This is a genomic window from Stella humosa (genome assembly GCF_006738645.1).
GTDB lineage: Bacteria > Pseudomonadota > Alphaproteobacteria > ATCC43930 > Allostellaceae > Allostella > Allostella humosa.
In genome coordinates this window covers 2,111,703-2,134,826 of sequence record NZ_AP019700.1, presented here as the reverse complement: position 1 = coordinate 2,134,826, position 23,124 = coordinate 2,111,703, and the positions used below count along the sequence as shown (strand labels likewise).

Annotated in this window: 24 protein-coding genes and 1 riboswitch; of the genes, 11 read left to right on the top strand and 13 right to left on the bottom strand. The window is 69.5% G+C overall.

What is annotated here, in order from left to right; genetic code table 11:
• Nucleotides 1–8: 8 nt before the first annotated feature.
• Together STVA_RS10025 and STVA_RS10020 are read right to left on the bottom strand one after the other, a co-directional pair.
• On the bottom strand, nucleotides 9–1,103 hold the full coding sequence (locus STVA_RS10025; protein WP_123687828.1) for an ankyrin repeat domain-containing protein: 1,095 nt from the start codon (nucleotides 1,101–1,103) through the stop codon (nucleotides 9–11).
• Complete coding sequence (locus tag STVA_RS10020) at nucleotides 1,100–1,777, bottom strand: glutathione S-transferase family protein (RefSeq protein WP_123687827.1); 678 nt, start codon at nucleotides 1,775–1,777, stop codon at nucleotides 1,100–1,102. Before STVA_RS10020 ends, STVA_RS10025 begins: the two co-directional genes overlap by 4 nt.
• A gap of 131 nt (nucleotides 1,778–1,908) precedes the next feature.
• On the opposite strand from STVA_RS10020, the gene msrB reads away from it, so the two are divergent.
• Genes msrB through STVA_RS10005 form a run of 3 tightly spaced genes read left to right on the top strand, consistent with a single transcriptional unit; the run spans nucleotide 1,909 to nucleotide 3,614 of the window.
• Entirely contained in the window at nucleotides 1,909–2,358 is a 450-nt protein-coding gene (gene msrB, locus STVA_RS10015) for a peptide-methionine (R)-S-oxide reductase MsrB (protein WP_123687826.1), read from the top strand.
• On the top strand, nucleotides 2,355–2,876 hold the full coding sequence (gene msrA, locus STVA_RS10010) for a peptide-methionine (S)-S-oxide reductase MsrA (protein ID WP_123687825.1): 522 nt from the start codon (nucleotides 2,355–2,357) through the stop codon (nucleotides 2,874–2,876). The genes msrB and msrA overlap by 4 nt, the downstream gene beginning before the upstream one ends.
• 3 nt (nucleotides 2,877–2,879) lie before the next feature.
• A complete protein-coding gene (locus tag STVA_RS10005) occupies nucleotides 2,880–3,614 on the top strand; it encodes a phytanoyl-CoA dioxygenase family protein (protein ID WP_123687824.1) in 735 nt (244 codons plus the stop codon).
• Here the strand turns inward: STVA_RS10005 and STVA_RS10000 are convergent.
• The 9 genes from STVA_RS10000 to STVA_RS09960 form a co-directional block, all read right to left on the bottom strand.
• A complete protein-coding gene (locus tag STVA_RS10000) occupies nucleotides 3,586–4,932 on the bottom strand; it encodes a hypothetical protein (RefSeq protein ID WP_123687823.1) in 1,347 nt (448 codons plus the stop codon). The two genes, STVA_RS10005 and STVA_RS10000, sit on opposite strands and share 29 nt — an antisense overlap.
• Complete coding sequence (locus STVA_RS09995) at nucleotides 4,929–6,533, bottom strand: adenosine deaminase family protein (RefSeq protein ID WP_123687822.1); 1,605 nt, start codon at nucleotides 6,531–6,533, stop codon at nucleotides 4,929–4,931. The genes STVA_RS10000 and STVA_RS09995 overlap by 4 nt, the downstream gene beginning before the upstream one ends.
• Nucleotides 6,534–6,585: 52 nt before the next feature.
• On the bottom strand, nucleotides 6,586–7,053 hold the full coding sequence (locus STVA_RS09990; protein ID WP_123687821.1) for a DUF192 domain-containing protein: 468 nt from the start codon (nucleotides 7,051–7,053) through the stop codon (nucleotides 6,586–6,588).
• Nucleotides 7,054–7,065: 12 nt separating this feature from the next.
• Nucleotides 7,066–8,154 carry an acetoin utilization protein AcuC gene (locus tag STVA_RS09985; RefSeq protein WP_420822831.1) on the bottom strand — a complete coding sequence of 363 codons (1,089 nt, stop codon included), beginning with the start codon at nucleotides 8,152–8,154 and terminating at the stop codon, nucleotides 7,066–7,068.
• Between the two features lie 38 nt (nucleotides 8,155–8,192).
• Nucleotides 8,193–8,969: an amino acid ABC transporter ATP-binding protein gene (locus STVA_RS09980; protein WP_123687819.1), complete on the bottom strand. Its 777-nt coding sequence runs from the start codon at nucleotides 8,967–8,969 to the stop codon at nucleotides 8,193–8,195.
• Between the two features lie 8 nt (nucleotides 8,970–8,977).
• Nucleotides 8,978–9,652, bottom strand: coding sequence for an amino acid ABC transporter permease (locus STVA_RS09975; RefSeq protein WP_123687818.1), 675 nt, complete (start codon nucleotides 9,650–9,652; stop codon nucleotides 8,978–8,980).
• 12 nt (nucleotides 9,653–9,664) lie between these two features.
• The gene (locus STVA_RS09970) at nucleotides 9,665–10,330 is read right to left on the bottom strand and encodes an amino acid ABC transporter permease (RefSeq protein WP_123687817.1); all 666 of its coding nucleotides are present in this window, start codon (nucleotides 10,328–10,330) and stop codon (nucleotides 9,665–9,667) included.
• A 107-nt stretch (nucleotides 10,331–10,437) separates the two neighbouring features.
• Nucleotides 10,438–11,379, bottom strand: coding sequence for a transporter substrate-binding domain-containing protein (locus STVA_RS09965; protein ID WP_123687816.1), 942 nt, complete (start codon nucleotides 11,377–11,379; stop codon nucleotides 10,438–10,440).
• Nucleotides 11,380–11,558: 179 nt separating this feature from the next.
• Entirely contained in the window at nucleotides 11,559–12,476 is a 918-nt protein-coding gene (locus STVA_RS09960) for a DMT family transporter (RefSeq protein ID WP_170216268.1), read from the bottom strand.
• A 91-nt stretch (nucleotides 12,477–12,567) separates the two neighbouring features.
• Nucleotides 12,568–12,680: riboswitch (TPP riboswitch) on the top strand.
• On the opposite strand from STVA_RS09960, the gene STVA_RS09955 reads away from it, so the two are divergent.
• From STVA_RS09955 to STVA_RS09940, 4 genes are all read left to right on the top strand, one after another.
• On the top strand, nucleotides 12,679–13,416 hold the full coding sequence (locus STVA_RS09955; protein ID WP_245978129.1) for an ABC transporter ATP-binding protein: 738 nt from the start codon (nucleotides 12,679–12,681) through the stop codon (nucleotides 13,414–13,416). (Overlaps the previous riboswitch by 2 nt.)
• A gap of 3 nt (nucleotides 13,417–13,419) precedes the next feature.
• Nucleotides 13,420–14,169, top strand: coding sequence for an ABC transporter permease (locus STVA_RS09950; RefSeq protein ID WP_123687814.1), 750 nt, complete (start codon nucleotides 13,420–13,422; stop codon nucleotides 14,167–14,169).
• Nucleotides 14,166–15,140, top strand: a complete 975-nt coding sequence (locus tag STVA_RS09945) for an ABC transporter substrate-binding protein (RefSeq protein ID WP_123687813.1) — start codon at nucleotides 14,166–14,168, stop codon at nucleotides 15,138–15,140. Before STVA_RS09950 ends, STVA_RS09945 begins: the two co-directional genes overlap by 4 nt.
• Before the next feature lie 83 nt (nucleotides 15,141–15,223).
• A complete protein-coding gene (locus tag STVA_RS09940; protein ID WP_123687812.1) occupies nucleotides 15,224–16,054 on the top strand; it encodes a universal stress protein in 831 nt (276 codons plus the stop codon).
• Nucleotides 16,055–16,061: 7 nt separating this feature from the next.
• Here the strand turns inward: STVA_RS09940 and STVA_RS09935 are convergent, their stop codons facing one another.
• Together STVA_RS09935 and STVA_RS27595 are read right to left on the bottom strand one after the other, a co-directional pair.
• Entirely contained in the window at nucleotides 16,062–17,483 is a 1,422-nt protein-coding gene (locus tag STVA_RS09935; RefSeq protein ID WP_123687811.1) for a sodium:proton antiporter, read from the bottom strand.
• An 81-nt stretch (nucleotides 17,484–17,564) separates the two neighbouring features.
• Complete coding sequence (locus STVA_RS27595; protein WP_170216267.1) at nucleotides 17,565–18,188, bottom strand: DedA family protein; 624 nt, start codon at nucleotides 18,186–18,188, stop codon at nucleotides 17,565–17,567.
• Nucleotides 18,189–18,452: 264 nt separating this feature from the next.
• Between STVA_RS27595 and STVA_RS09925 the strand changes: the two genes are divergently transcribed.
• The 4 genes from STVA_RS09925 to STVA_RS09910 all read left to right on the top strand — a co-directional run bounded on the left by STVA_RS09925 (nucleotide 18,453) and on the right by STVA_RS09910 (nucleotide 23,014).
• Nucleotides 18,453–19,172 (top strand): SRPBCC family protein, encoded by a 720-nt coding sequence (locus tag STVA_RS09925; protein WP_123687810.1) that lies wholly within the window; start codon nucleotides 18,453–18,455, stop codon nucleotides 19,170–19,172.
• A gap of 158 nt (nucleotides 19,173–19,330) precedes the next feature.
• Nucleotides 19,331–19,801 (top strand): (2Fe-2S)-binding protein, encoded by a 471-nt coding sequence (locus tag STVA_RS09920; RefSeq protein WP_123687809.1) that lies wholly within the window; start codon nucleotides 19,331–19,333, stop codon nucleotides 19,799–19,801.
• Nucleotides 19,802–19,805: 4 nt separating this feature from the next.
• A complete protein-coding gene (locus STVA_RS09915; protein WP_123687808.1) occupies nucleotides 19,806–22,193 on the top strand; it encodes a xanthine dehydrogenase family protein molybdopterin-binding subunit in 2,388 nt (795 codons plus the stop codon).
• Nucleotides 22,194–22,219: 26 nt separating this feature from the next.
• A complete protein-coding gene (locus STVA_RS09910) occupies nucleotides 22,220–23,014 on the top strand; it encodes an FAD binding domain-containing protein (protein WP_123687807.1) in 795 nt (264 codons plus the stop codon).
• The last annotated feature ends 110 nt before the right edge of the window (nucleotides 23,015–23,124 follow it).

The window sequence follows — 23,124 nt, the reverse complement described above, 5'->3', positions numbered from 1 at the left end:
AAAAGCGCCTATTCCTTCACGCCCCGCTCGCGCAGCAGGCGGGCGACGTCGGCCTGGCGGCAGAAATCGGCCCAGCCCAGGACCGTGCTTCCATACTTGTCGTCGCGAACGCCCGGGTCGGCGCCAGCGTCCAGCAGCATCCGCGCAATGTCGACGGAGCCGTCCGCCGCCGTGCAATGCAGCGCCGTGTGGTTGCAGTCCCACAGCACGCGCTTGGCATCGACCGCGACACCGTGCTCGATCAGCCAGCGCACGGCCTCGACCTTGCGCCGGCTCACGGCCAGATGCAGGACGATGGTGTCCTCGCCGTCGGGGCCGATGCGGCCAGGCCTGTCGCGCAGCATCGCCTCGGCCAATTCGTGCCGGCCGAGATGGACGGCAGCCGCGAAATCGAGCCGTCCCCCCGCCTGCAACAGCATGGCGATGACGCTTTCGCCCGCCCCCTCCCGGGCGGCGGTCGCGACCGGCGTGGCGCCGGCCAGATCGGTCGCGTTCGGGTCTGCCCCGGCATCCAGCAGCAGACGCACGACGGCCGGCCGATCCTTTGCCGCGGCATGATGCAGGACGGTGCGCCGATGCTCGCTGGCGCTCATGCGGGCGGCCACCAGGGCCGGGTCGCCGGCCAGGAACCCTCGCACCGCCTCCACCCGCCCCAGCGCCACGGCCGACCAGGGGTCGAGCTGGGCACCTTTGGCCAGCAGGTAGTCCGCAACATCCTCCCGCACCCACCCCAGGCAGGTGGCCCAGCCCAGTACGCCAAGCTGGTGGTCGTCGCCCGCCCCGACGACGTCGGCCCCCGCCTCCACCAGCACGCGCACGACGGCCAGGTCGGCCGCCTCGGCCGCGAAATGCAGGGCCAGCGCGTTGTCGGCGCCGTCCCGGATGTCGACCGCCGCGCCCCGGTCGAGCAGCAGGCGGACGCAGGCAGGGTGGTTGCGCCAGGCCGCCTTGTGGAGCGCGGTCTGCTGCTGGAAATCGCCGCTGCGGGCGTCGATCAGGTCGGGATGCGCATTGAGGAGATGCCGCAGGCGGGCGGCATCCCCCTGCTCCGCCGCATCCAGCAGCGCATCCAGCGGGGCCGAATCCCCTGCCGCGCCGGTCATCGGAGCCAGCGCTCGGGCATCGAATCCCGGAACGGGAAATACTGGAACCAGGGCCTGGCCTCGTCGATCACGCGCACGACCGACGGACGCACGGCCAGGCGCTCGAAATAGGCCGCCAGATGGGGGTGCTTGCCCGCGAAGGGCTGCAGGATGCCGGCATAGAACAGGGCGGGCACGGCCGCGCAGTCGGCCAGCCCGAACGCCTCGCCCGCCACCCAGGTGCGGCCGGTCATCCGCCGCTCGAGGATGGCATAGGCGGTGTCGAGGGCGGCCCTGGCCTCGGCCACGCCCCGCGGATCATGCTCGCCCTCGGGCCGCAGGCGGTCGCCGACGATCTTCTGCATCGGCACCTGCACATGCAGGTCGAAGACGCGATCCCAGAACCGGGCATCCAGCCGGTCCTGCGGGTCGGCCGGCAGGAGCGGCCGGGCACCGGGATAGTGCTGCTCCAGGTATTCGATGATGACGGTCGTCTCGGGCACCGTGCGGTCGCGGGCCGCGTCGCGCAGGACCGGTATCTTTCCGGCCGGCCACAGCGCGAGAAAGCGGGCGCGCTCCTCGGGATCGCCCGGGTTGACCAGGCACGGCTCGAACGCCGTCCCGTTCTCGTAGAGGGCGATCAGCACTTTGTGACAGAACGAGGAAAGTGGATGAAAATAAAGCGAAAGGGACACGGGGCCGGCTCCTCCGCAGGGCGTGACGCCATGGTCACGGTTGTTTCGCGATCCTGGCAAGGCCACATTCACGGCCATGAAGCGACCGCAGGCAAGCGGTCCCGACACCGGCAACCGAAGGAGGCAAGGACGTGCCCGAATACAGCAAGAGCGCCGAGGCCATCGCCAGCCTGTCGCCCGAGCAGTTCCGCGTGACCCAGCAGAACGGCACCGAGCGGCCGGGGACCGGCGCCTATCTCGACAACAAGTCGCCCGGCATCTATGTCGACGTGGTCTCGGGCGAGCCGCTGTTCGCCTCGGCCGACAAGTACGAGTCCGGCTGCGGCTGGCCCAGCTTCACCAAGCCGATCGAGCCCGCCAACGTCGCCGAGCTGCGCGACGTCACCCACGGGATGGTCCGCACCGAGGTGCGCTCGCGCTTCGGCGACAGCCATCTGGGCCATGTCTTTCCCGACGGGCCGCGCGATCGCGGCGGCCTGCGCTACTGCATCAACTCGGCCTCGCTGCGCTTCGTCCCCCGCGACGAGATGGAAGCGAAGGGCTACGGGGCCTATCTCGACCAGGTGGAGGATATCCGATGACCGAAGAACGCGCAGTGCTGGCCGGCGGCTGCTTCTGGGGCATGCAGGAGCTGATCCGCCGCCAGGAGGGGGTGATCTCGACCCGCGTCGGCTATGCCGGCGGCGACGTGCCGAACGCCACCTATCGCAACCACGGCACCCACGCCGAGGCCATCGAGATCGTCTTCGACCCGGCCCGGACCAGCTATCGCCGCATCCTGGAGTTCTTCTTCCAGATCCACGACCCGAGCACGCCCAACCGCCAGGGCAACGACCGCGGCGCCAGCTATCGCTCGGCCATCTACTACACCAGCGACGAGCAGAAGCGGGTGGCACTCGACACCATCGCCGACGTCGACGCCTCTGGCCTGTGGCCGGGCAAGGTGGTGACGGAACTGGCCGCCGCCGGCCCGTTCTGGCAGGCCGAGCCCGAGCACCAGGACTACCTGCAGCGCATCCCGCACGGCTACACCTGCCACTTCATCCGGCCCGACTGGAAGCTGCCAGTACGCAAGGCCCACGCGGCCGCCGCGGAGTAAGGGTTGGGCCTGGCGGGAGACATCCTGCGCCAGCAGTTCGCCCGGGATGGCTTCGTCCGCATCGACGAGGCCTTTCCCCGGGCGCTGGCCGATGCCGGGCGCGCCATCCTGTGGCGTGACACCGGCTGCGATCCGGACGACCCCGCGACTTGGACCCGGCCGGTCATCCGGCTCGGCATGTACAGCCAGGCCCCGTTCCGCGAGGCGGCCAACACGCCCGTGCTGCACGCCGCCTTCGACCAATTGGTCGGAGCCGGACGCTGGCTGCCTTGCGGTGCGCTCGGCACCTTCCCGGTGCGCTTCCCCTCACCCGAGGATCCCGGCGACACGGGTTGGCACATCGACCCCAGCTTCGCCTACGACCATCCGGACTTCATGGAATGGCGGGCCAACGCCGCCTCCAGGGGCCGCGCGCTGCTGATGCTGTTCCTGTTCTCCGACGTCGGCCCGGACGACGCGCCCACCCGGCTGCGCGTCGGCTCGCACGCGGACATCGCCCGGCGGCTGGCCCCGGCGGGGGAAGCCGGGCTGACCCTGCGGGAACTGGCGGCCACCGGCTTTGCCGAGTCCTCCGGACGGCCGGAGGCGCTGGCCACCGGCCCGGCCGGCACGGTCTATCTGTGCCATCCCTTCCTGGTCCATTCGGCCCAGCCCCATCGCGGCACCCGGCCACGCTTCATGGCGCAGCCGCCTCTGCTGCCGGCACCCGTCACACCAGCAGGAAGTCGTCCGCGCTGAACTGGCTGTGTACTGCGCCCACGAACAGGATTCCGGCCGGGCCGGTCAGCGGCAGGAGGGCGCCGCCGCCCGTGTCGACGACCATGCCGGCCAGGGCCGCGGCCGAGCCGACGAAGACGCCGTCGATCCGGCCGTCCGCATCCAGTTCCAGCGCCACGCGGTCGCTGCCGAAGGCGAAATCGGTGATGGTGTCGAACCCGCCGCCGCTGCGGTAGACGAAATGGTCGGCTCCCTCGCCGCCGGTCAGGCGGTCGTTGCCGCGATCGCCCGACAGCGTGTCGGCGCCGCTGCCGCCATCCAGCGTGTCGTCGCCCTGGCCGCCGAAGACGTGGTCGTCGCCGGCCCCGCCCAGGACGCTGTCGAAGCCGATGTTGCCGTTCACGTGCCAGTCGCTGCCGGCATCGCCGAATACGGTGTCGTCGCCCTGGCCGCCCCGGACGAAATCCGCCCCCAGGTCGCCATGGACAAGGTCATCGCCAAGATTGCCGTTCAGTTCGTCGTCGCCCTGGCCGCCATGGATCGTGTCGGCGCCGCCGACGCCGAGGATGGTGTCCGCCCCGCCCAGCCCGTTCCACAGGTCGCCGCCGCCGCCGCCCTCGATCCAGTCCGCCCCCTGGGTCGCGTCGTTGGTGGCGGCCCAGTGCTGGATCGTCTCCAGATATTCGGGCGTGATGCGCAGGACGCCGTTGGCATAGGGCGGCAGCTCGTAGTCGAACGAGATCAGGCCCACCACCGTCGGCAGCCCGCCATCGCCGCCGAAGACCATGACCGGGGAGCCGCTCTGCCCGGCGCTGAGGTCGAGGTCGTCGGTGAAGAGCAGCGCCTCGGGCTCGATCTCGTCCACCGTGCCGGTGGTGCGATAAAGGAAATCATAGCCCTTGTCGGCCGGGTATCCCGCCGCCTCGACCGCGACGCCCACCGGGTTGTCGAGGACGCCGACCGGCAGCGTGCCGGCGACGTCGCCCAGCGGCCGGTCGAGCGTGACCAGGGCATAGTCGAAGGCGAAGGGGTCGAGCGGGGCGTCCAACGGTTGGTTGTCGATCCAGCGTTGGTCGACCTGGAAGGCGACCGAGACGGCCGTGCCATACGGCTCCGACGCCCCGTTCAGGCCGGGGGTGACATAGATGGCCGTGGCCCAGCCGCCATATTCCTCGATGTAGACGGCATGGCCGACCGTCAGCAGGTCGTTCGGCCCGATCAGCACGCCGGTCGCCACCGCCTCGCCATCGGGAAAGATCATGTCGAGCCGGACGACCGCACTCCACGGCAGCACCGTGGTCTGGGTGACCGGCGCGCGGTCGTCCGTGTCGAAGATCATCGGGCGGCCGCGCCCGCCGCCGGCTGCAACAGGTGGGGATGGCGCGAGACGTCGTCATGCACGCCGTCCTCGAAACGGTCGAACGCCTGCTCCAGCCGCCATTGCGCGGCGGCCTTGGCGCTGCCCGCCAGGAAGGCGGCGCAGGCGGCCGGCGGCGGCGCTGCCGGATCGGCCCCCTCGCAGGCCGCGACATAGGTCCGCGCATCCTCTCCCACCCACAGGCTGGCGCCCGGCAGGAACGAATAGGTCAGGCTGTCGCGCGAGATCGTCTTCAGGTCGTCGTAGTCGAGGTCGAAGTCGCGGATCGCCCGGATGTATTCCTGGGTGATCTCGCTGCGCGCCACGCCCTCGTCGTCGGTCGAGATGGCGACCGGCACGCCGAAACGGCGATAGATCGGCAGCGGATGGTCGGCCCCGGCGACGCCCAGGATGACCGCGTTGCTGGACGGATTGATCTCCACCAGCACGTCGCGGCGCGCCATCAGCTCCAGCAGGCCGATGGCGTCGTCCTCGTGCATGATGCTGACGCCGTGGCCGATGCGCCGGGCGCCGGCCACCTCGATCGCCTCGCGGATGTGGAAGCGCAGGTCCTCGGGCGGGACCATGCCGGCCACCAGCTCGCCCGCATGCAGCGCCACGGCCACGTCCGGGTAGCGCTGGCGCAGATGGCCGATCATGCGCATGTGCAGGCGATAGTCGCGCAAGGCCACGCCGTCATCCTCGGCGCCGACGAAGTTGAGGGCGACGATGCGCGGGTCGGCGGCGGCCATGCGGAAGGCCATGGCGGTCTGGGCGAACACCTGCTCTGGCGGGAACAGCCGCACCACCTGGGCGATGTAGCGCACCGTGACCGCGCAGCCGGGCTCGGCCCGCGGTGTGTCGCAGGCGAGGATGCGGCGCTGCTCGGCCTCGGCCCGGTCGAGGTCGGCGCGGATCGCCGGCAGCAGCGGGTCGAGTTGGGGTGCGACCGCCGCCTCGAACGCGGCCAGGTCGCCGGTCCAGGCCGATGCCAGCCCGCGGCCGACGGCGCGCGAGCGGCCCCGGTCGGGCGAGATCATCAATTCCATGTGGAGGACGCCGTTGTCGGCGGCGCGGCGCACCGCCTCCGCCAGCATCGGCCCCCAATCCTCGCTGGCCGACCCGAAGCGCGGGAAGGTCGCGAAGAACTGGTCGCGGCCGGATGCCGCCGCGTCGCCCGGCACGAAATTTCGCATCGAGAGCGCGTCGATCATCACCGCCCGCAGGGCGCCGTCGGCACCGGCGACCGGCGGCCGGCCGCGCGCCGCATCGCAGGCCGGCTTGGGCTCGACCAGGCTGTTGCGCGCCCGGTCGAAGCACATGCCCCGGCGCGCCGCCTGGCCGAGATAGTTCTCGGCATAGACGGTGCCCGACAGGTGGTTGTGCAGGTCGGCCCCCTTGGGCAGGCGGCGGACATAGGCCTGCAGCAAGGGCGGCTGGTCGCGGATCGCCTCGAACAGGGCTGCCGTGACGGTCTCGTCGTCGGCGATGGCGACGTCGACGGCAGGTGGGGTCTGACTGTTGCCGGCACAGGCGGCCAGCGACAACAGGGCGGCGAAGGCGATCGGGACGAGGCGCATCATGCCCCCATTCTGCGCCCGCCCGCGCGCGATTGCGAGGACCGCCCCGAGGCCGCTATCGCCCGCCCAGACGCTCGTGGATGACCCGGTCGCCGGCACGGATGCCCAGGCGCGCGGCCGTGCCGGCCGCCAGTTCCACCGCACCCCGCGCCGGCCCCTCGGACGGGCGGCTGTCGAGCGTCTGCGGCGGCACGTTCTCGATGATGTTGATGATGGTGCCGTCCGCCCGCAGGAACAGCATGTCGAGCGGGATGTAGGTGTTCTTCATCCACATGGCCAAGGGCGCATCGACCGGATAGACGAACAGCATGCCACGGTCGGGTGCGAGCGACCGGCGATACATCAGCCCCTGCGTCTGCTGCGCGTCGGTCAGCGCCAGTTCCACCGTGAAGGCATGGCGGCGGCCGTCGGCGGTCTCGATCGTCATCGGCGAGGTCGAGAAGCCGACAAGCTGCGCCACGGCGGGCGCGGCCAGGGCGGCGACGATTGCGGCCAGCACGCCGCGGCGGGTCCAGGTCTTCATGGAACCCAGTCTCTACCCGACCGGCACGGCACTGGCGAGGGTTGCCGCGATGGCATCCTCCACCTGGGGCCGCACGATGCCACCGCGCGGCGGATCGGCCAGGGTCGTGAACCAATGGTCGGGCGGGTTGCGGCCGCGGCTGTGGTTCCATTCCAGGCCGCGCAGCACCGCCTCGCCCGCTGGCGGCAGGCGGTCGGGAATGGCAAGGCCGTTGAGGGTGGCCCACACCCCGGCCCAGCAACGCGCGACCGACCACGGATTGTAGCCGCCCCCGCCCAGCACCAGGACGCGCGGGGCCAGCGGCGCCAGCGCCGCGACCGCCGCCCAGAGCGCATTGTTGGAGAGCGACAAGCGGCTCTGCGGATCATCCTCCAGGGCGTCGGCGCCGCACTGGATGACGAGCGCCTGCGGGCCGAACGCCCGGCCCAGCGGCAGGATGGCGCCGGCCACGATGGCGGCCAGTTCGTCGTCGTGGAATCCGGCCGGCACCGGCAGGTTGCGCGCCATGCCCCCCGCCCGGTCGGCCAGGAGGCCGCTGTGCGGCCAGCGCCCCTCCTCATGGACCGAGATGGTCAGCACGCGGTCATCCTCGGCAAACGCGTCCTCCACCCCGTCGCCATGGTGGGCATCGAGGTCGACATAAAGCACGCGGCCCAAGCCCTGGTCCTGGAAGGCCAGGATCGCCAACACCGGGTCGTTGAAGAAGCAGAAGCCGCTCGCCCGGTCGCGCCGGCCATGGTGGGTGCCGCCGGCGGGGTTGTAGACGATGCCGCCGTCGCGCAGCCGGCGCGCCGCCTCCAGGCTGGCGCCGACCGAGGTGGCGGGGCGGCGAAACACCTCGGGGAAGACCGGGTTGCCGGAGCAGCCGATGGCGTGGCGGCGGCACAGCTCGGCGTCGGCCCGCTGGGTGCGCTCGGCCTCCATCAGGGCTGCGACATAGGCCGGGTCGTGAAAGCGCGTCAGCTCGGCCACGGTCGCCCGCGGGCTTTCGACATAGGCCTCGTCGGGCAGCCAGCCCAGCGCGCGGGCAAGGTCGATGGTCGGCGAGACGCGCTGGATGGACAGCGGGTGGCGCGTGCCGTAGCGCGAGGTGCGATAGATGTCGCTGCCGACCAGCAGCGGCCGGGCCAGCGGAACGGTCAGTGGGCGAGCCCGGTGAAGCGGCCGAGGAAGGCCGCCAGCCGCTCGGACTTCGGCCGGGCGAACACCTCCGCCGGCACGCCCTGCTCGGCCACGCGCCCCTGCTCCATGAAGATGACGCGGGTGGCGACCGCGCGCACGAAGCTCATCTCGTGGCTGACGACCAGCATGGTCATGCCGCTCTTGGCAAGGTCCTGCATGACCGCCAGCACCTCGGACACCAGTTCCGGGTCCAGCGCCGAGGTCACCTCGTCGAACAGCACCAGCTTGGGCTCCATGGAGACCGCGCGGGCGATGGCGACGCGCTGCTGCTGCCCGCCCGAAAGCTGGTAGGGATAGTGGTCGCGGCGCGCCGCCAGGCCGACCCGGTCGAGCCAGCGGCGGGCGATCTCGACCGCCTCCTCCTTGCGCCGGCCCTGCACCTTGATCAGTCCCAGCGTCACGTTCTGCTCGGCCGTCATGTGCGGGAACAGGTTGAAGCTCTGGAACACCATGCCGATGCGGGCACGCTGGGCGGCGATCGCCGACTCGCCCAGGCGCTTGTGGCTGCCGGCGGTGTAGCCGATGCGCTCGCCATCGACCTGGATCTCGCCCTGGTGGAATTCCTCCAGCAGGTTGATGCAGCGCAGGAAGGTGGTCTTGCCCGACCCCGACGAGCCGATGATGGCAAGCACCTCGCCCTTCTGCACATCGAGGTCGATGCCTTTCAGCACCTCGACATCGCCGAACTTCTTGTGGACGTCGATCGCGCGCAGGAGCGGCTGGGCTTGGACCATGAAATCCCTCAGTAGCGAAGATGGGCGGTGCGCCGCTCCAGCAGCGCGCCCAGTTGCGAGATCGCCAGGTTGACCAGCACGTAGAGCATGCCGGCCGCGAAATAGAATTGCAGGATCAGGTAGTTGCGGGCGATCGTCTGCTGCGTGGCAAGCAGCAGCTCGACCACGCCGATGATCGACAGCAGGGTCGTGCCCTTGACCATCTCGACGCACGTGTTGACCCAGGGCGGCAGCAGCCGGCGCACCGCCTGCGGCAGCAGCACGTAGCGCAGGCGCTGGCCGAAGCGCAGGCCGATCGCCTTGGCGGCCTCGGTCTGGCCGGCCGGGATCGATTCGAGCGCACCGCGCACCGTCTCCGACATGTGGGCGCCGCAGAAGCCGCCCAGTGCAACGACCCCCGCCGTGAAAGGCGAGATGTGGATGCCGAAGAGTGCCAGCCCGTAATAGCTGAAGAGGATCAACACCAGCACCGGGATGCCACGCACGGCATCGACATAGACCCGGATCAGGAAGCGCACCGGCAGGGCGCCGTAGGTCAGGCCGATGCCGCCGAAGATGCCGATGATCGAGCCCATGATGATGGTGACGACCGACAGTTGCGCCGTGACGGAAAGCCCGGTCAGGAGCTGATTGCGTGCGACCCACGCCTCGAAGAGGAAGGTGCCCGGCTCGAACGTGAACATCGGCCCCGCCCCCTAGCGGATGACGGCGTAGCGCCGCTCTACCCGGCGCAAGGCCCAGGCGATGGCGTAGCAGGTGACGAGATACAGCACGCTGGCGGTCAGCCAGCTTTCCATCACGCGGAAAGTGTTGGCGTTGATCTGGCGCGTGATGAAGGTCAGCTCGGGGATCGCGATGGCGGCCGCCAGCGAGGTGTCCTTGAAGAGCGAGATCAGGTTGTTGGCGAGCGCGGGCAGCGTGATGCGGAACATCACCGGCAGCACGACATAACGCTGGCGCTGCCAGGGGCGCAGGCCGATCGCCTTGGCCGCCTCGACGTAGCGCACCGGGATCGAGGACAGGCCGGAGCGGAAGACCTCCGACAGGTAGGCGCCGGCATAAATCGAGAGCGTCAGGACGAAGCTGTCGATCTTGTCGAGGAAGAAGATGCCCAGCTCCGGCAGGCCGAAATAGACGAAGAAGATCAGCAACAGGATCGGGCAGTTGCGGATCACCTCGACATAGATGACCAGGGCCCAGCGCAGCGGCGCGATGCGCGACTGCCGGCCATAGGCGACGAGCAGCCCGATGACGCAGCCGATCGCCAGCGACAGGGCGGCCAGCCACAGGCCGAGCCACAGTCCGGCCAGCATCTTGTCGAAGCTGCGGAAGATCGGATCGAAGTTGAACTGATAGGTCATGCGCCGATCACGCCGTCAGGAATTTCCGCCGATCCGGAACGGGCCGGCATCCCCGGGATGGGAATGCCGGCCCGTCGGTACATTCAGCAGCCGTTCAGGCTTGAGGGTCAAGCGAATTCCTGCGGGAAGCCGACCTTCGGCGTCGGCAGCTCGATGCCGAACCACTTCTTGTAGGACGCGGCGAAGTAGTCGAAATCGACGCCCATCATCGCTTCCTTGTAGACCGTGTTGACCCAGTTGAGCCAGATCGGGTCGCCTGGGCGGACGGCGGAAGCATAGGAATTGGGCATCCAGCCATAGCCCGCATCGGTATAGCGGTTCGGGAACTGCTGCATCACCCAGCGCATGGCCGACTGGTCGGCGAGGTAGCCGTCGACGCGGCGCGCGTTCAGCGCCTGGAGAACCGAGTCCGGGCTGTCGAACTGCTCGACCGTGGCCTCCGGCAGGCCCTTCTTCACCCACTCCTCGATGAAGACGTTCTGCATGGCGCCGATCTTGACGGCCTTGCCGGCCGACTTCAGGTCGGCGAACTGCTTGTACTTGCCGTTGGCCATCAGCATGACGCCGACGCCTTCGCGGTAGTAGGGGATCGTGAAGTCCACCTGCTGGGCGCGGCCGGCGGTGACGGTCATCCACTGGACGACGATGTCGACCTTGTTGGTGACCAGGCTGGGGATGCGGGCGTCGGAGCCCTGGATGACGTACTCGACCTTCTCGTAGTCGTCAAACAGGCTCTTGGCGATCAGCCGGGCCAGGTCGATGTCCATGCCGACGAGCTTGCCGCTGCGATCCTCGAAGTGCCAGGGCGGGTTGGTGCTGCCCGTGCCGACGATCAGCTTGCCGCGCTTCAGGACCTCGTAGAGCTTGCTCTTGGAGTTATCCATGGTCTGCGCCATGGCCGCACGCGGCATCATCACGCCGCCGCCGACGATGCCGGCCGCCGCCGCCACACCCGCCGCCCCGGCGGAGAGCTGGAAAATGTCGCGCCGGCTGACGGTCTGGCCGTCCTGCCCTTGTGCCGCCGGCTTGTCCTCGTTCCGAATGCTCATGTCGCTCTCCCCTCGCCGATGGCGGTATCCCCGCCCCTACAGAAGCTTCTACGAAAAGTAGATGCAGGAACTGCGCCGCCAGGACATTCGTCCCGCGACCCCTGCGCCACCTGCGGTCGAATGCACGACCGAAGAAGCAAGCGTCCGCGCGGGAGGATTGGAGCCGCCCGCAATGCTTGTCAACGGGCAGTCGCGGCCCGGCGCACGGCCAGGGTCACGCCGGCCACGATCGCCACGAACCCGCCGACGTGATAGGCCATCAGGCGTTCGCCCAGGAAGGTGCTGGCGAGCACGGCGCTATAGAGCGGAATGACGTAGAGGAAGGCGCCGGCCCGGCTGGCGCCGATCGCCTCGACGCCCCGATTCCATGCGGCATAGCCGACGAAGCTGGGGAAGATCGCGACGTAGAGGACGGCCAGCAGCGTCGCCAGCGTGGGCTGGAGCTGATAGCCCGACGCATGCTCCCACGCCATCGCCGGCAGCGTGCCCAGCGCCGAAATCACCGCCAGCACGAAGGCGAAGCTGAGCCAGTGAATGCGCGGCGCCATCCTGAGGCAGGCGGAATAAACCGCCCAGACCGCCATGTTGAAGAGGATGATGACGTCGCCGATGTCGAAGGACAGGCCCGCCAGCCGTGCCGGATCGGCCTTGGTGATGATCGCCAGCACGCCCGCCAGCGACAGGCCTATGCCCAGGAGCTGGCGCGCCGACAGCCGCTCGCCGAACAGCAGGGCGCCGGCCGCCACGATCATCATCGGCGCCAGCGAGTTGATGACCGAGACGTTGAGGGCGCTCGTGTATTGCAGGCCGACATACTGCATCGCGCTGAACAGCGTGCCGCCGCCCAGCCCCAGCGCCACCATCAGCTTCCAGTGCTGCCGGATCGCCGGCCAGTCGCGCACGACATGCGGCCGGGCCAGTACCCAGAGGATGGGGATCGGCACCGCCCAGCGCAGCGTCGAGAGCGCATAGGGCGGCACGTGCCCGGCGATCGCCCGGCCGACCACATGATTGCCGGACCAGGTCAGCGCCGCCAGCGCCAGCAGGAAATACGGGTTCGTGAGCGCCCGCAGGAGCGGGGATCGGGGGGACTCCATGCCGGCCGCACCTTGAGCCGGTTGGCGCCGGTTAGAAAGACGGGAAATTGCGCCGTCTTGCATGGTGCGCGCGCTTGCCGTCATACTGGCGCCATTACCCCGGGGGAGCCGGCCGGGGCCGGCTGAGAGGTTTCCACCAGCGGGAAACGACCCCTCGAACCTGATCCGGATCATGCCGGCGAAGGGAGAGGCGTTCGTTTCCGTGAGCATTTCCGCACCATCCATCCGCCTGGATCGGGCCGGCGTGGCCTTCGACGGGCAGGCGCTGTTCGCCGGGCTCGACCTCGTCATCGAGGGCGGGCGCTGGACCTGCCTCTTGGGGCCGAGCGGGGTCGGCAAGTCGACCCTGCTGCGGCTGGTGGCGGGGCTGGTGCCCGGCCTGCCCGGCGGCGGCGTCACCGCCGGGGACCGCCTGCCGATCGCCCCCCGCATCGCCTTCATGGCCCAGCAGGACCTGCTGCTGCCGTGGCTGGACGCGCGCGACAACGTGCTGCTGGGCCAGCGCCTGCGCGGCGAGCGGCCCGACCGCGCGCGGGCCGATGCCCTGCTGGGCGAGCTCGGCCTGTCGGCCGCAGCGGGCCAGCGGCCGGCGGCCCTGTCGGGCGGCATGCGCCAGCGCGTGGCGCTGGCCCGCACGCTGATGGAGGACCGGCCGATCGTCCTGATGGACGAGCCCTTTGCCGCCGTCGACGCCGTCACGCGCCTGCGCCTGCAAGCCCTTGCGGCCGAGCGGCTGGCCGGGCGCACGGTCCTGCTGGTGACCCACGACCCGCTGGAAGCGCTGCGGCTGGGCCACCGGGTGTTCGTGATGACGGGCCGGCCGGCCCGCCTGTCCGACCCGATCCTGCCGCCGGGCGAACCCTTGCGCGCGGTGGACGACGCAGCCGTGCTGGCGCTCCAGGGCGAGTTGCTGCGCCGCCTGGCCGACGACGGGACCTGACTAATGATCCGCGGACTGATCACCGCCGCCGGCCTGCTCGCCCTCTGGGAGGCGGCGACCTGGCTGTTCGGCCTGCCCTTCTACATCCTGCCGCCACCCAGTTCCGTCGCGCTGGCACTGTGGATGCGCGCCGACCTGCTGGCCGAGCATGCCCTGATCACGGCGACCGAGATCGTCGTCGGCCTCCTCGTCGGCGTTGCGCTGGGCGTCGGTACCGCGCTGCTGGTGGTGCGCTCGGCCCTCGCCCGGCGCTGGCTGCTGCCGGTCGTCATCGCCAGCCAGGCCATTCCCGTCTTCGCGCTGGCGCCGCTGCTGGTGCTGTGGTTCGGCTACGGACTGGCGTCGAAGATCGTGATGGCGGCCCTCGTCATCTACTTCCCCGTCGCCACCTCGTTCTTCGACGGGCTGCGCACCACGCCCACCGGCTGGATGGAGCTGGCGCGGACGATGGGCGCCAGCGAGGGCGCCATCCTGCGCCAGATGCGCGTGCCGGCCGCCCTGCCCGCCCTGGCCCAGGGGCTGCGCATCGCGGCCGCCGTCGCCCCCATCGGCGCCGTCATCGGCGAATGGGTCGGCAGCGGCGCCGGCCTCGGCTTCCTCATGCTGCATGCCAACGGCCGCATGCAGATCGACCTGCTGTTCGCCGCCCTGGTGGTCCTGGCCGCCATGGCGATCGCGCTCTATTACGGGCTGGATGCGCTGCTGCGCCGGCTCGTTCCGTGGCAACCCGAAACCCTGGGAAGGTCCCGATGAAACCGATCCGCCTGCTCGCGGCCGCCATCCTGCTCGCCCTCGCCGCACCGGCGGCCCAGGCGCAGACCAAACCCCCTGCCCCGCCCCTGACGAAGCTCGACGTGCTGCTGGACTGGTACGTCAATCCCGACCATGCGCCGCTGGTGGTGACGCTGGAGCGCGGCTATTTCCGCGAGGCCGGGCTCGACGTCCGCCTGATCGCGCCCAGCGACCCGAACGACCCGCCCAAGCTGGTGGCGGTCGGCAAGGCCGACATCGCGGTCAGCTACCAGCCGCACCTGCACATCCAGACCGGCCAGGGCCTGCCGCTGACCCGCATCGGCACGCTCATCGCCACGCCGCTGAACAGCCTGGTGGTGCTGGATGCCAGCCCGATCCGCTCGATCGCCGACCTCAAGGGCAAGACGGTCGGCTTCGCGGTCGCCGGCACCGAGGATGCGACGATGGGCGCGATGCTGGCCCGCCACGGCCTGACCGTGGCCGACATCAAGCTGATCAATGTCGGCTTCGGCCTGACGCCGGCCCTGGCGAGCGGCCGGGTGGACGCCATCATCGGCGCCTATCGCAACTTCGAGCTGACGCAGCTCGAACTGATCGGCAAGAAGGGCCGCGCCTTCTTCGTCGAGGAGGAAGGGGTGCCGCCCTATGACGAACTGATCCTGGTGGCCCAGCGCGGCCGGCTCGGCACCCTGCCGCTGCGCCCCTTCATCGATGCCGTCGAGCGCGGCACGCAGTACCTGATCAACCACCCGGAGGAGAGCTGGAAGCTGTTCCTGGCCCAGCACAAGCAGCTCGACGACGAACTGAACCGGCGGGCCTGGCGGGATACCATGCCGCGCTTCGCACTGCGGCCGGGGGCGCTCGACCGGGCGCGCTACCTGCGCTTTGCGGAGTTCCTGCACTCCCGCGGCGTGATCAAGTCCATCCTGCCGCTCGAAGAGTACGCCATCGAACTGCCGCGGCGGCACTGACGGCACGACGCATTGCCAGGACGGGGGCCGGTCCACTAGCCTCGGGTCCTGGCTCAAGCGTCCATTCCTGGGGAACCGCCCGCATGACGGTCAAGACGATCCTGGTCCACCTCGCCAATGACGGCGAAGCCGACCATCGCCTCGCCACGGCCGTCGTGCTGGCCCGCCGGCTGGATGCCCATGTCACCGCCCTCTACGTCACGGCCCCGGCGCAGATGCCGGCCGCGATCGTCGGACGCGGCGCGTCGGCGGCCTATATCGCCGAGGCCGTCGCGATCGCGCGCGAGAAGGCGGACATCTTCCGCGGCCTGGTCGCAGAGGCCAGCCAGCGCGAAGGGGTGGCGATCGAGATGCACGTCGTCGACGGCGAGCCGATCGACGTTATCAAGGTCGAGAGCCGCTTTGCCGACATCGCGCTCGTCGGCCAGAACGCGGCAATGACGCTGGACCACGTCATCTCGCTGCACCCGATGGAGGAACTGCCGCTGATGACGGCCTGTCCCTGCCTGGTGCTGCCGCACGGGCGCCCGGCGCCGGCCTCGATCGGACGTCGCGCGCTGATCGGCTGGAAGGATTCGCATACCACGGCGCGCGCCCTGCACGCCGCCCTGCCGCTGCTGGAGTCTGCCGATTCCACCGTGCTGCTGGCGATCGGCCGCGATGGCGGCCCGGCCGCGTCGGCCGAGGCGGCCGCCACCTTTTTGCGTCGCCACGGCATCCAGGTCGAGGTGCGCATCCGCGAGGGCGATGAGGGCGACGCCGGGGCGATGCTGCTGGCGGCCGCCGCCGACATCGACGCCGACCTGCTGGTGATGGGCGCCTATGGCCACACGCGCTGGCGCGAGATGATCTTCGGCGGCGCCACCGCCCATGTCTGCCGGCACATGACGCTGCCGGTGCTGCAGGCGAACTGAGGACGCCTCAGAGGAAGAAGATCACCGTCACCAGGGCGAACAGCGGGATCAGGAAGATGCCGGCCCAGGCCATGTAGCCGAAGAAGCTCGGCATCTTCACGCCGCGCTCCTCGGCGATCGCCTTCACCATGAAGTTGGGTGCGTTGCCGATATAGGTGTTGGCGCCCATGAAGACCGCGCCGGCCGAGATCGCCACCAGGGTCGAGGCCAGGCTGCTGGTCAGCACCGCCGGGTCGCCGCCCGCCAGGTTGAAGAAGACGAGGTAGGTCGGCGCATTGTCGAGGAAGCTCGACAAGCCGCCCGACAGCCAGAAATACCAGGCGTCGATCGGCCGCCCGTCGGGCCCGGTGACCAGCGCCACCAGCCCCGACATCGCGCCGTCGGGCCCGGCGCGCAGGATGGCGATGACGGGCACGATGGTGATGAAGATGCCGGCGAAGAGCTTGGCCACTTCCGCGATCGGTCCCCAGGAGAAGGCATTGCCGACCCGCGTCTCCTGCCGGGTCAGGCGCAGCGACAACAGGCCAATCGCCACCAGCAGCAGGTTGGAGGCGATGCTCTCCAGCGGCACCGGGACATGATGGATGGTGATGTCCACACCTGAATGCCAGACGCCGCGGAGCAGCACCGCACCGACGATGGCACCCAGCAGCGGGATGTTGATGCCGCCTTCCACCCCCAGCCGCTCGCCGGTGCGGTCGTTCGGCGGCTGTGCCGTCTCGCGGGTGAAGAGGTAGCTGTCGAGGAAGAAGAAGATCGCCAGCAACGATCCCACCACCACCAGCATGGGCAGGAAGAGCGCGCTCGTCGGCCAGAAGAACGGCACGCCCTTGAGGAAACCCAGGAACAGCGGCGGGTCGCCGATCGGCGTCAGCGCGCCGCCGACATTGGCGACCAGGAAGATGAGGAAGACCATGACGTGGGCCTGGTTCTTGCGCCAGGCGTTGGCCCGGATCAGCGGCCGGATCATCAGCATCGCCGCCCCGGTGGTGCCCATCCAGCTTGCCAGCACAGTACCGATCGCCAGCATCGCCGTGTTCGTGCCGGCCGACGAGCGCAGGTCGCCCACCAGCCGGATGCCGCCGACCACCGTGAAGAGCGCCCACAGCAGCACGATGAAGGGGATGTATTCCAGCAGCAGCGTATGGGCCAGTTCGTAGGCTGCCACGCCCGTTCCGAACACGGCGACGGCCGGCACCAGGAAGGCCAGGGCCCAGGCGGCCGATATCTTGCCGAAATGATGATGCCAGAGCTGCGGCACGACCAGCGGCAGGATGGCGATGGACAGCAGGATGCCGGCGAACGGCACGCCCCACAGCAGGCCGAGCCCGCTGCCGTCGATATGTGGCACCCCCGCCCCGGCCGCCCATGCGGGGAATGCGTGCCCGGCTGCCGCCGCGCCGGACATCGCCGCCATCAAACGTCGCATCGCTCTACCCCCGTCGAACGTCTTGCGGTGCGCCGTTCTGTCCCGCGGGCGCTGGCCGTTACTGTCTGGTGGCGGCGCGCTTCAGGTCCCGGCCGGGGGCTCCACCGGGCTGGCCGCGGCATGGGCCTCGGCCGCCCGCCGACGCTTCCCGTTACGGCGCGCGCGCATGATCATCAGGATCGCGAACAGCGCCAGGCAGGTCAACAGGACAAGGCCCACGCCCTGCACCCATTCGCCGGCCACAGCCTCGAACGCCTCGCCGAAGATGTACCCGGCCCCGGCGAAGGAGAGCGCCCAGACGAAGGCCGCGATGAAGTTGAGGACGGCGAAGCGCATCGGCTGGACGCGCGCCATCCCTAGCGAGAAGGAGGCGAAGTTGCGCACGCCGTAGATGAACCGGAAGGTCAGGATGAACCAGGTGCTGTTGCGCTGCACCTGCGACAGGGCCCCTTCCACGCCGGCGCGCCAGCGCGGGAACTTGGCCAGCACCTTGGGCCCGTACAGCCGGCCGATCCAGAAGTAGGTCTGGTCGCCGCAGAAGCTGCCGAACCAAGCGCACAGGAACAGCGACCACCAGTCGAGCAGGCCCTTCTGGGCCGCCACGCCGGCAATGATGACGAACGTCTCCCCTTCGAGAAACGTCCAGAAGAATGTGATGACGTAGAACCAGGTGCCATAATCGGCAATCAGTTGTTCAACGCTCACATCCTTGCCTCGACCATTGGAATTTCCACGGGACTTCCCCGTCTCCCACTGCCGCTGTCCGCCCCGATGGTCATTGATTGCGAATGCTTTGCGCCTGCGCCTAGCACTCCGCCATCGGTAGCGGCGGCAAACTCGCGCAGAATACCCCTCGCGTGCAAGCTCCTTCGTATCGGCCCGATCCGGCCATCCGCGTCGCCGGCTTGCTCCCAGGCATGGCCGACGATAGGTTCGCGGCTTACTGGGGCGGCCAAGGAGCGATTCATCATGGATATGTCGGGCGAATACCGGATCGCAGCCCCGCGTGAGGCCGTCTGGGCGGCGCTCAACGACACCGAACTGCTGCGCCAGTGCATCCCCGGCTGCGAGGAGGTCGAGAAGACCTCGCCGACCGAGTTCACCGCCAAGGTCACGGCCAAGGTCGGGCCGGTGAAGGCGCGGTTCGGCGGCAAGGTCACCATGTCCGACCTCGATCCGCCCAACGGCTACCGCATCACCGGCGAAGGCCAGGGCGGGGCCGCCGGCTTCGCCAAGGGCGGGGCCGAGGTGAAGCTGGAGGCCGACGGCGCCGACACCATCCTGCGCTACACGGTCAGCGCCAATGTCGGCGGCAAGCTGGCCCAGATCGGCTCGCGCCTGATCGACGCCACCGCGCGCAAGATGGCCGAGGAGTTCTTCAGCCGCTTCGCCGAGCTGGTCGCCGCCAACGCCGCGGCGGCGGCCCCGCCACCCGCGCCGGAGGCCATTGCCCCGGCGCCGGCCGCGGTCGATGCGGTAGCCCCTGCCATCGAGGCGGCCGTGGTCGACGCCGCGGCACCCGTGGAGGCGCCGCCCATCCAGGCCGCGCCGCCGCGTCCCGCACCACCCCCGGCCCCGCCGGCGCCCGCCGCACCGCCGGCGCGATCCACTCTCAACCCCACGGTGTGGATCATCGGGTTGATCGCGCTGGCCGTCCTCATCCTGCTCGTCTTCGCCACCCCGCGCTGACGGCGGCCCGCCGCCGCCGCGGGGGCGCTTGACCAATGCCCCGGACCGTTCGACAGTTGGACGGTCGGGGGTTCCACCGAGCCGGGCGGCGAAGCACTGGGAAGCGGCGCGCCGGGCTCGTGCCACCATTTCTTGACAGCGAACTCTAGGGAGGAAACATGGCCAGCACCGTCACCATGACGGTGAACGGCAAATCGGTGACCGGAGCCGTCGAGGCTCGCACCCTGCTCGTTCACTTCCTGCGCGAAACCCTGGGCCTGACCGGGACCCATGTCGGCTGCGACACCAGCCAGTGCGGCGCCTGCGTCGTCCATGTCGACGGCCGCTCGATCAAGAGCTGCACCATCCTGGCCGTCCAGTGCGCCGAGACCGAGGTCACCACCATCGAGGGGCTGGCGACCGAAGACACGCTGCACCCGATGCAAGAGGCGTTCCGCGAGAACCATGGCCTGCAGTGCGGCTTCTGCACCCCCGGCATGGTGATGAGCGCGGTCGACCTCGCCAAGAACAACCCGGACCCGACCGAGCACGAGGTCCGCGAGTGGCTCGAAGGCAATCTGTGCCGCTGCACCGGCTACCACAACATCGTCAAGTCGGTGATTGCCGGCGCCAAATCCATGAGGGGGTAGCGCCATGAACGCCCTGCCGGAGACCGGGATCGGCGCCCCCGTGCGCCGCCGCGAAGATTTCCGCTTCCTCACCGGGCGCGGGAACTACACCGACGACATCAACCGCCATGGCCAGCTTCATGCCTGGATCGTGCGCTCGCCGCACGCCCACGCGGTGATCGAGGCGATCGACAAGACCCCTGCCCTGGCGGTTCCGGGCGTGGTCGCCGTCTTCACCGGGGCGGACATGGTGAAGGCCGGCGTCGGCAGCCTGCCCTGCGGCTGGCTGATCAACAGCCGCGACGGCACGCCGATGATCGAGCCGCCGCACATCCCGCTGTCGCCGGAACGGGTGCGCCATGTCGGCGACCAGGTGGCCGTCGTCATCGCCGAGACGCGACAGCAGGCCCGCGACGGCGCCGAGCGGCTGGGCGTGACCTACAGCGAGTTGCCGGCCGTCGTCTCCATGCCGGACGCGATCAAGCCGGGCGCCCCGCAGGTGTGGGACCAGGCGCCGCTCAACTCCTGCTACGACTGGGAATTCGGCGACCGGGCCGGCGTCGAGGCGGCCTTCAAGGGCGCCCACCACATCGCCCGGCTCGAGCTGGTGAACAACCGGCTGGTGCCGAACGCAATGGAGCCGCGATCGGCGATCGGCGACTTCGACCGCGGCACGGGCGAATACACGCTCTACACCACCAGCCAGAACCCGCACGTCATCCGCCTGCTGATGGGCGCCTATGTGCTGAACATCCCGGAATCGAAGCTCCGGGTGGTGGCGCCGGACGTCGGCGGCGGCTTCGGCTCCAAGATCTTCCACTATGCCGAGGAAGCGATCGTCACCTGGGCGGCGGGCAAGCTGGCGCGGCCGATCAAGTGGACGGCCGATCGCTCGGAATCCTTCATGTCCGATGCCCATGGCCGCGACCATGTGACCACGGTCGAGCTGGCACTGGACAAGGACGGCAAGTTCCTGGCCCTGCACGAGAAGACGCTCGCCAACATGGGCGCCTACCTCTCGACCTTCTCGACCTGCATCCCGACCATCCTGCATTCGACCCTGCTGGCCGGCGTCTACACCACGCCCGTCATCTATGCCGAGGTGCGCGCGGTCTTCACCAACACGGTGCCGGTCGACGCCTATCGCGGCGCCGGACGGCCCGAGACGACCTTCCTGCTGGAACGGATCGTCGACGTGGCGGCCGACGAGATGGGGATCGACCCCGTCGAGCTACGTCGCCGCAACTTCATCCCGACCGACGCCTTCCCGTACCAGACGCCGGTTGCGCTCCAGTATGACAGCGGCGACTATTTCACGACGCTGGAAATGGCGACCAAGGAGATCGACTACGCCGGCTTCGAGGCCCGCCGGGCGGAAGCCGCCCGCCGCGGCAAGTATCGCGGCATCGGCGTGTCCTCCTACATCGAGGCCTGCGGCATCGCCCCCAGCCAGGTGGTGGGTGCGCTGGGCGGCCGGGCCGGCCTCTACGAATCGGCCGAGGTGCGCGTGCATCCGACCGGCTCGGTGACGGTCTTCACCGGCACCCACAGCCATGGGCAGGGCCACGAGACGACCTTCGCGCAGCTCGTCTCGGACCTGCTCCAGGTGCCGATGGCGAGCATCGAGATCGTCCATGGCGACACCAACAAGGTCGCCTTCGGCATGGGCACCTACGGCTCGCGTTCGCTGGCCGTGGGTGGCATGGCGATCATGAAGGCGGTCGAGAAGGTGGTGAACAAGGGCAAGAAGATCGCCGCCCACCTGCTGGAGGCCTCCGAGGCCGACATCGAGTACAAGGACGGCAAGTTCCAGGTTGCGGGCACGGACAAGTCGAAGGCGTTCGGCGAGATCGCGCTCACGGCCTATGTGCCGCACAACTACCCGATGGAGACGCTGGAGCCCGGCCTCGACGAATCGGCGTTCTACGACCCGAAGAACTTCACCTTCCCATCGGGCACGCATATCTGCGAGGTCGAGATCGACCCCGACACTGGCGTGACCGAGATCGTGAACTTCGTCGCCGCCGATGATTTCGGCCGCATCATCAACCCGATGATCGTCGACGGGCAGGTCCATGGCGGCATCGCCCAGGGGATCGGCCAGGCGCTGCTCGAAGGCTGCATCTATGACCAGGCCGGCCAGATCCTGACCGGCTCGTACATGGACTACTGCATGCCCCGGGCGGACGACCTGCTGAACTTCAAGGTCTCCACCCACAACGTCCCGGCGGTCGACAATGCGCTGGGCGTGAAGGGTTGCGGTGAGGCCGGTGCCATCGGCTCGCCACCCGCCGTGATCAACGCCATCGTCGACGCCCTCTCGCAGCTGGGCGTGCGCCATGTCGAGATGCCGGCCACGCCCCAGCGGGTGTGGCAGATCATCCACGACAAGCGCGCAGCCAAGGCCGCCTGACGGACCGAAGGGAAAAGGACGCTCCCATGTATAATTTCGAGTACCACAACCCCACTTCGGTCGCCGACGCCGTGGCCCTGCTCGCCAAGGCCGACGACGGCAAGCTGGTGGCCGGCGGCATGACCCTGCTGCCGACCCTAAAACAGCGCCTGGCCCAGCCGTCGGACCTGATCGACCTCGGCAAGGTCACGGGCCTGACCGGCATCCGCCGCGAGGGCAACGCCGTCGTCATCGGCGCGATGACGACGCACGGCGCCGTCGCCGCGTCGGCCGAGGTGAAGTCCGCCATTCCGGGCCTCGCCCAGTTGGCCGCCCTGATCGGCGACCCGCAGGTGCGCAACCGCGGAACGCTGGGCGGGTCGATCTGCAACAACGACCCGGCGGCGGACTATCCGGGCGCCCTGCTGGCGCTGGGTGCGACCGTCACCACCAACCAGCGGACCATCACGGCCGACGACTTCTTCACGGGCATGTTCGAGACCGCCCTGGAAGAAGGTGAGATCGTCCAGTCGGTCAGCTTCCCGATCGTCGAGAAGTCGGCCTACGAGAAGTTCCGCAACCCGGCCTCGCGCTACGCCATCGTCGGCGCCTTCGTCGCCAAGACGGCGGCGGGCGTCCGCGTCGGCGTCACCGGCGCCGGCCCGACCGCCTTCCGCTGGAAGGAAGCCGAGGCCGCCCTGTCCGCCAACTTCTCCCCGTCAGCGGTCGAGGGGCTGAAGGCGCCGGCCGGCAACCTCAACAGCGACATCCACGCCTCGGCGGAATATCGCGCCCACCTGATCGGCGTGATGACCAAGCGTGCGGTTGCCGGCGCCGGCTGATCCGCTACCGAATGAACGAAGACGGGGCCGGTCGGCGACGACCGGCCCTTTCTTTTTGCCGGATCGCATCTCGAACAACTGCAAGCAGCGATGGTACAAAGTCGCTTGCA

Bases quoted from the DNA above. Each gene is read 5' to 3' on its own strand.
- STVA_RS10025 (WP_123687828.1), bottom strand. From the start codon at position 1,103: ATGACCGGCGCGGCAGGGGATTCGGCCCCGCTGGATGCGCTGCTGGAT.
- msrA (WP_123687825.1), top strand. From the start codon at position 2,355: ATGACCGAAGAACGCGCAGTGCTGGCCGGCGGCTGCTTCTGGGGCATG.
- STVA_RS10000 (WP_123687823.1), bottom strand. From the start codon at position 4,932: ATGATCTTCGACACGGACGACCGCGCGCCGGTCACCCAGACCACGGTG.
- STVA_RS09995 (WP_123687822.1), bottom strand. From the start codon at position 6,533: ATGATGCGCCTCGTCCCGATCGCCTTCGCCGCCCTGTTGTCGCTGGCC.
- STVA_RS09990 (WP_123687821.1), bottom strand. From the start codon at position 7,053: ATGAAGACCTGGACCCGCCGCGGCGTGCTGGCCGCAATCGTCGCCGCC.
- STVA_RS09980 (WP_123687819.1), bottom strand. From the start codon at position 8,969: ATGGTCCAAGCCCAGCCGCTCCTGCGCGCGATCGACGTCCACAAGAAG.
- STVA_RS09975 (WP_123687818.1), bottom strand. From the start codon at position 9,652: ATGTTCACGTTCGAGCCGGGCACCTTCCTCTTCGAGGCGTGGGTCGCA.
- STVA_RS09970 (WP_123687817.1), bottom strand. From the start codon at position 10,330: ATGACCTATCAGTTCAACTTCGATCCGATCTTCCGCAGCTTCGACAAG.
- STVA_RS09965 (WP_123687816.1), bottom strand. From the start codon at position 11,379: ATGAGCATTCGGAACGAGGACAAGCCGGCGGCACAAGGGCAGGACGGC.
- STVA_RS09960 (WP_170216268.1), bottom strand. From the start codon at position 12,476: ATGGAGTCCCCCCGATCCCCGCTCCTGCGGGCGCTCACGAACCCGTAT.
- STVA_RS09950 (WP_123687814.1), top strand. From the start codon at position 13,420: ATGATCCGCGGACTGATCACCGCCGCCGGCCTGCTCGCCCTCTGGGAG.
- STVA_RS09945 (WP_123687813.1), top strand. From the start codon at position 14,166: ATGAAACCGATCCGCCTGCTCGCGGCCGCCATCCTGCTCGCCCTCGCC.
- STVA_RS09940 (WP_123687812.1), top strand. From the start codon at position 15,224: ATGACGGTCAAGACGATCCTGGTCCACCTCGCCAATGACGGCGAAGCC.
- STVA_RS09935 (WP_123687811.1), bottom strand. From the start codon at position 17,483: ATGCGACGTTTGATGGCGGCGATGTCCGGCGCGGCGGCAGCCGGGCAC.
- STVA_RS09925 (WP_123687810.1), top strand. From the start codon at position 18,453: ATGGATATGTCGGGCGAATACCGGATCGCAGCCCCGCGTGAGGCCGTC.
- STVA_RS09920 (WP_123687809.1), top strand. From the start codon at position 19,331: ATGGCCAGCACCGTCACCATGACGGTGAACGGCAAATCGGTGACCGGA.
- STVA_RS09915 (WP_123687808.1), top strand. From the start codon at position 19,806: ATGAACGCCCTGCCGGAGACCGGGATCGGCGCCCCCGTGCGCCGCCGC.
- STVA_RS09910 (WP_123687807.1), top strand. From the start codon at position 22,220: ATGTATAATTTCGAGTACCACAACCCCACTTCGGTCGCCGACGCCGTG.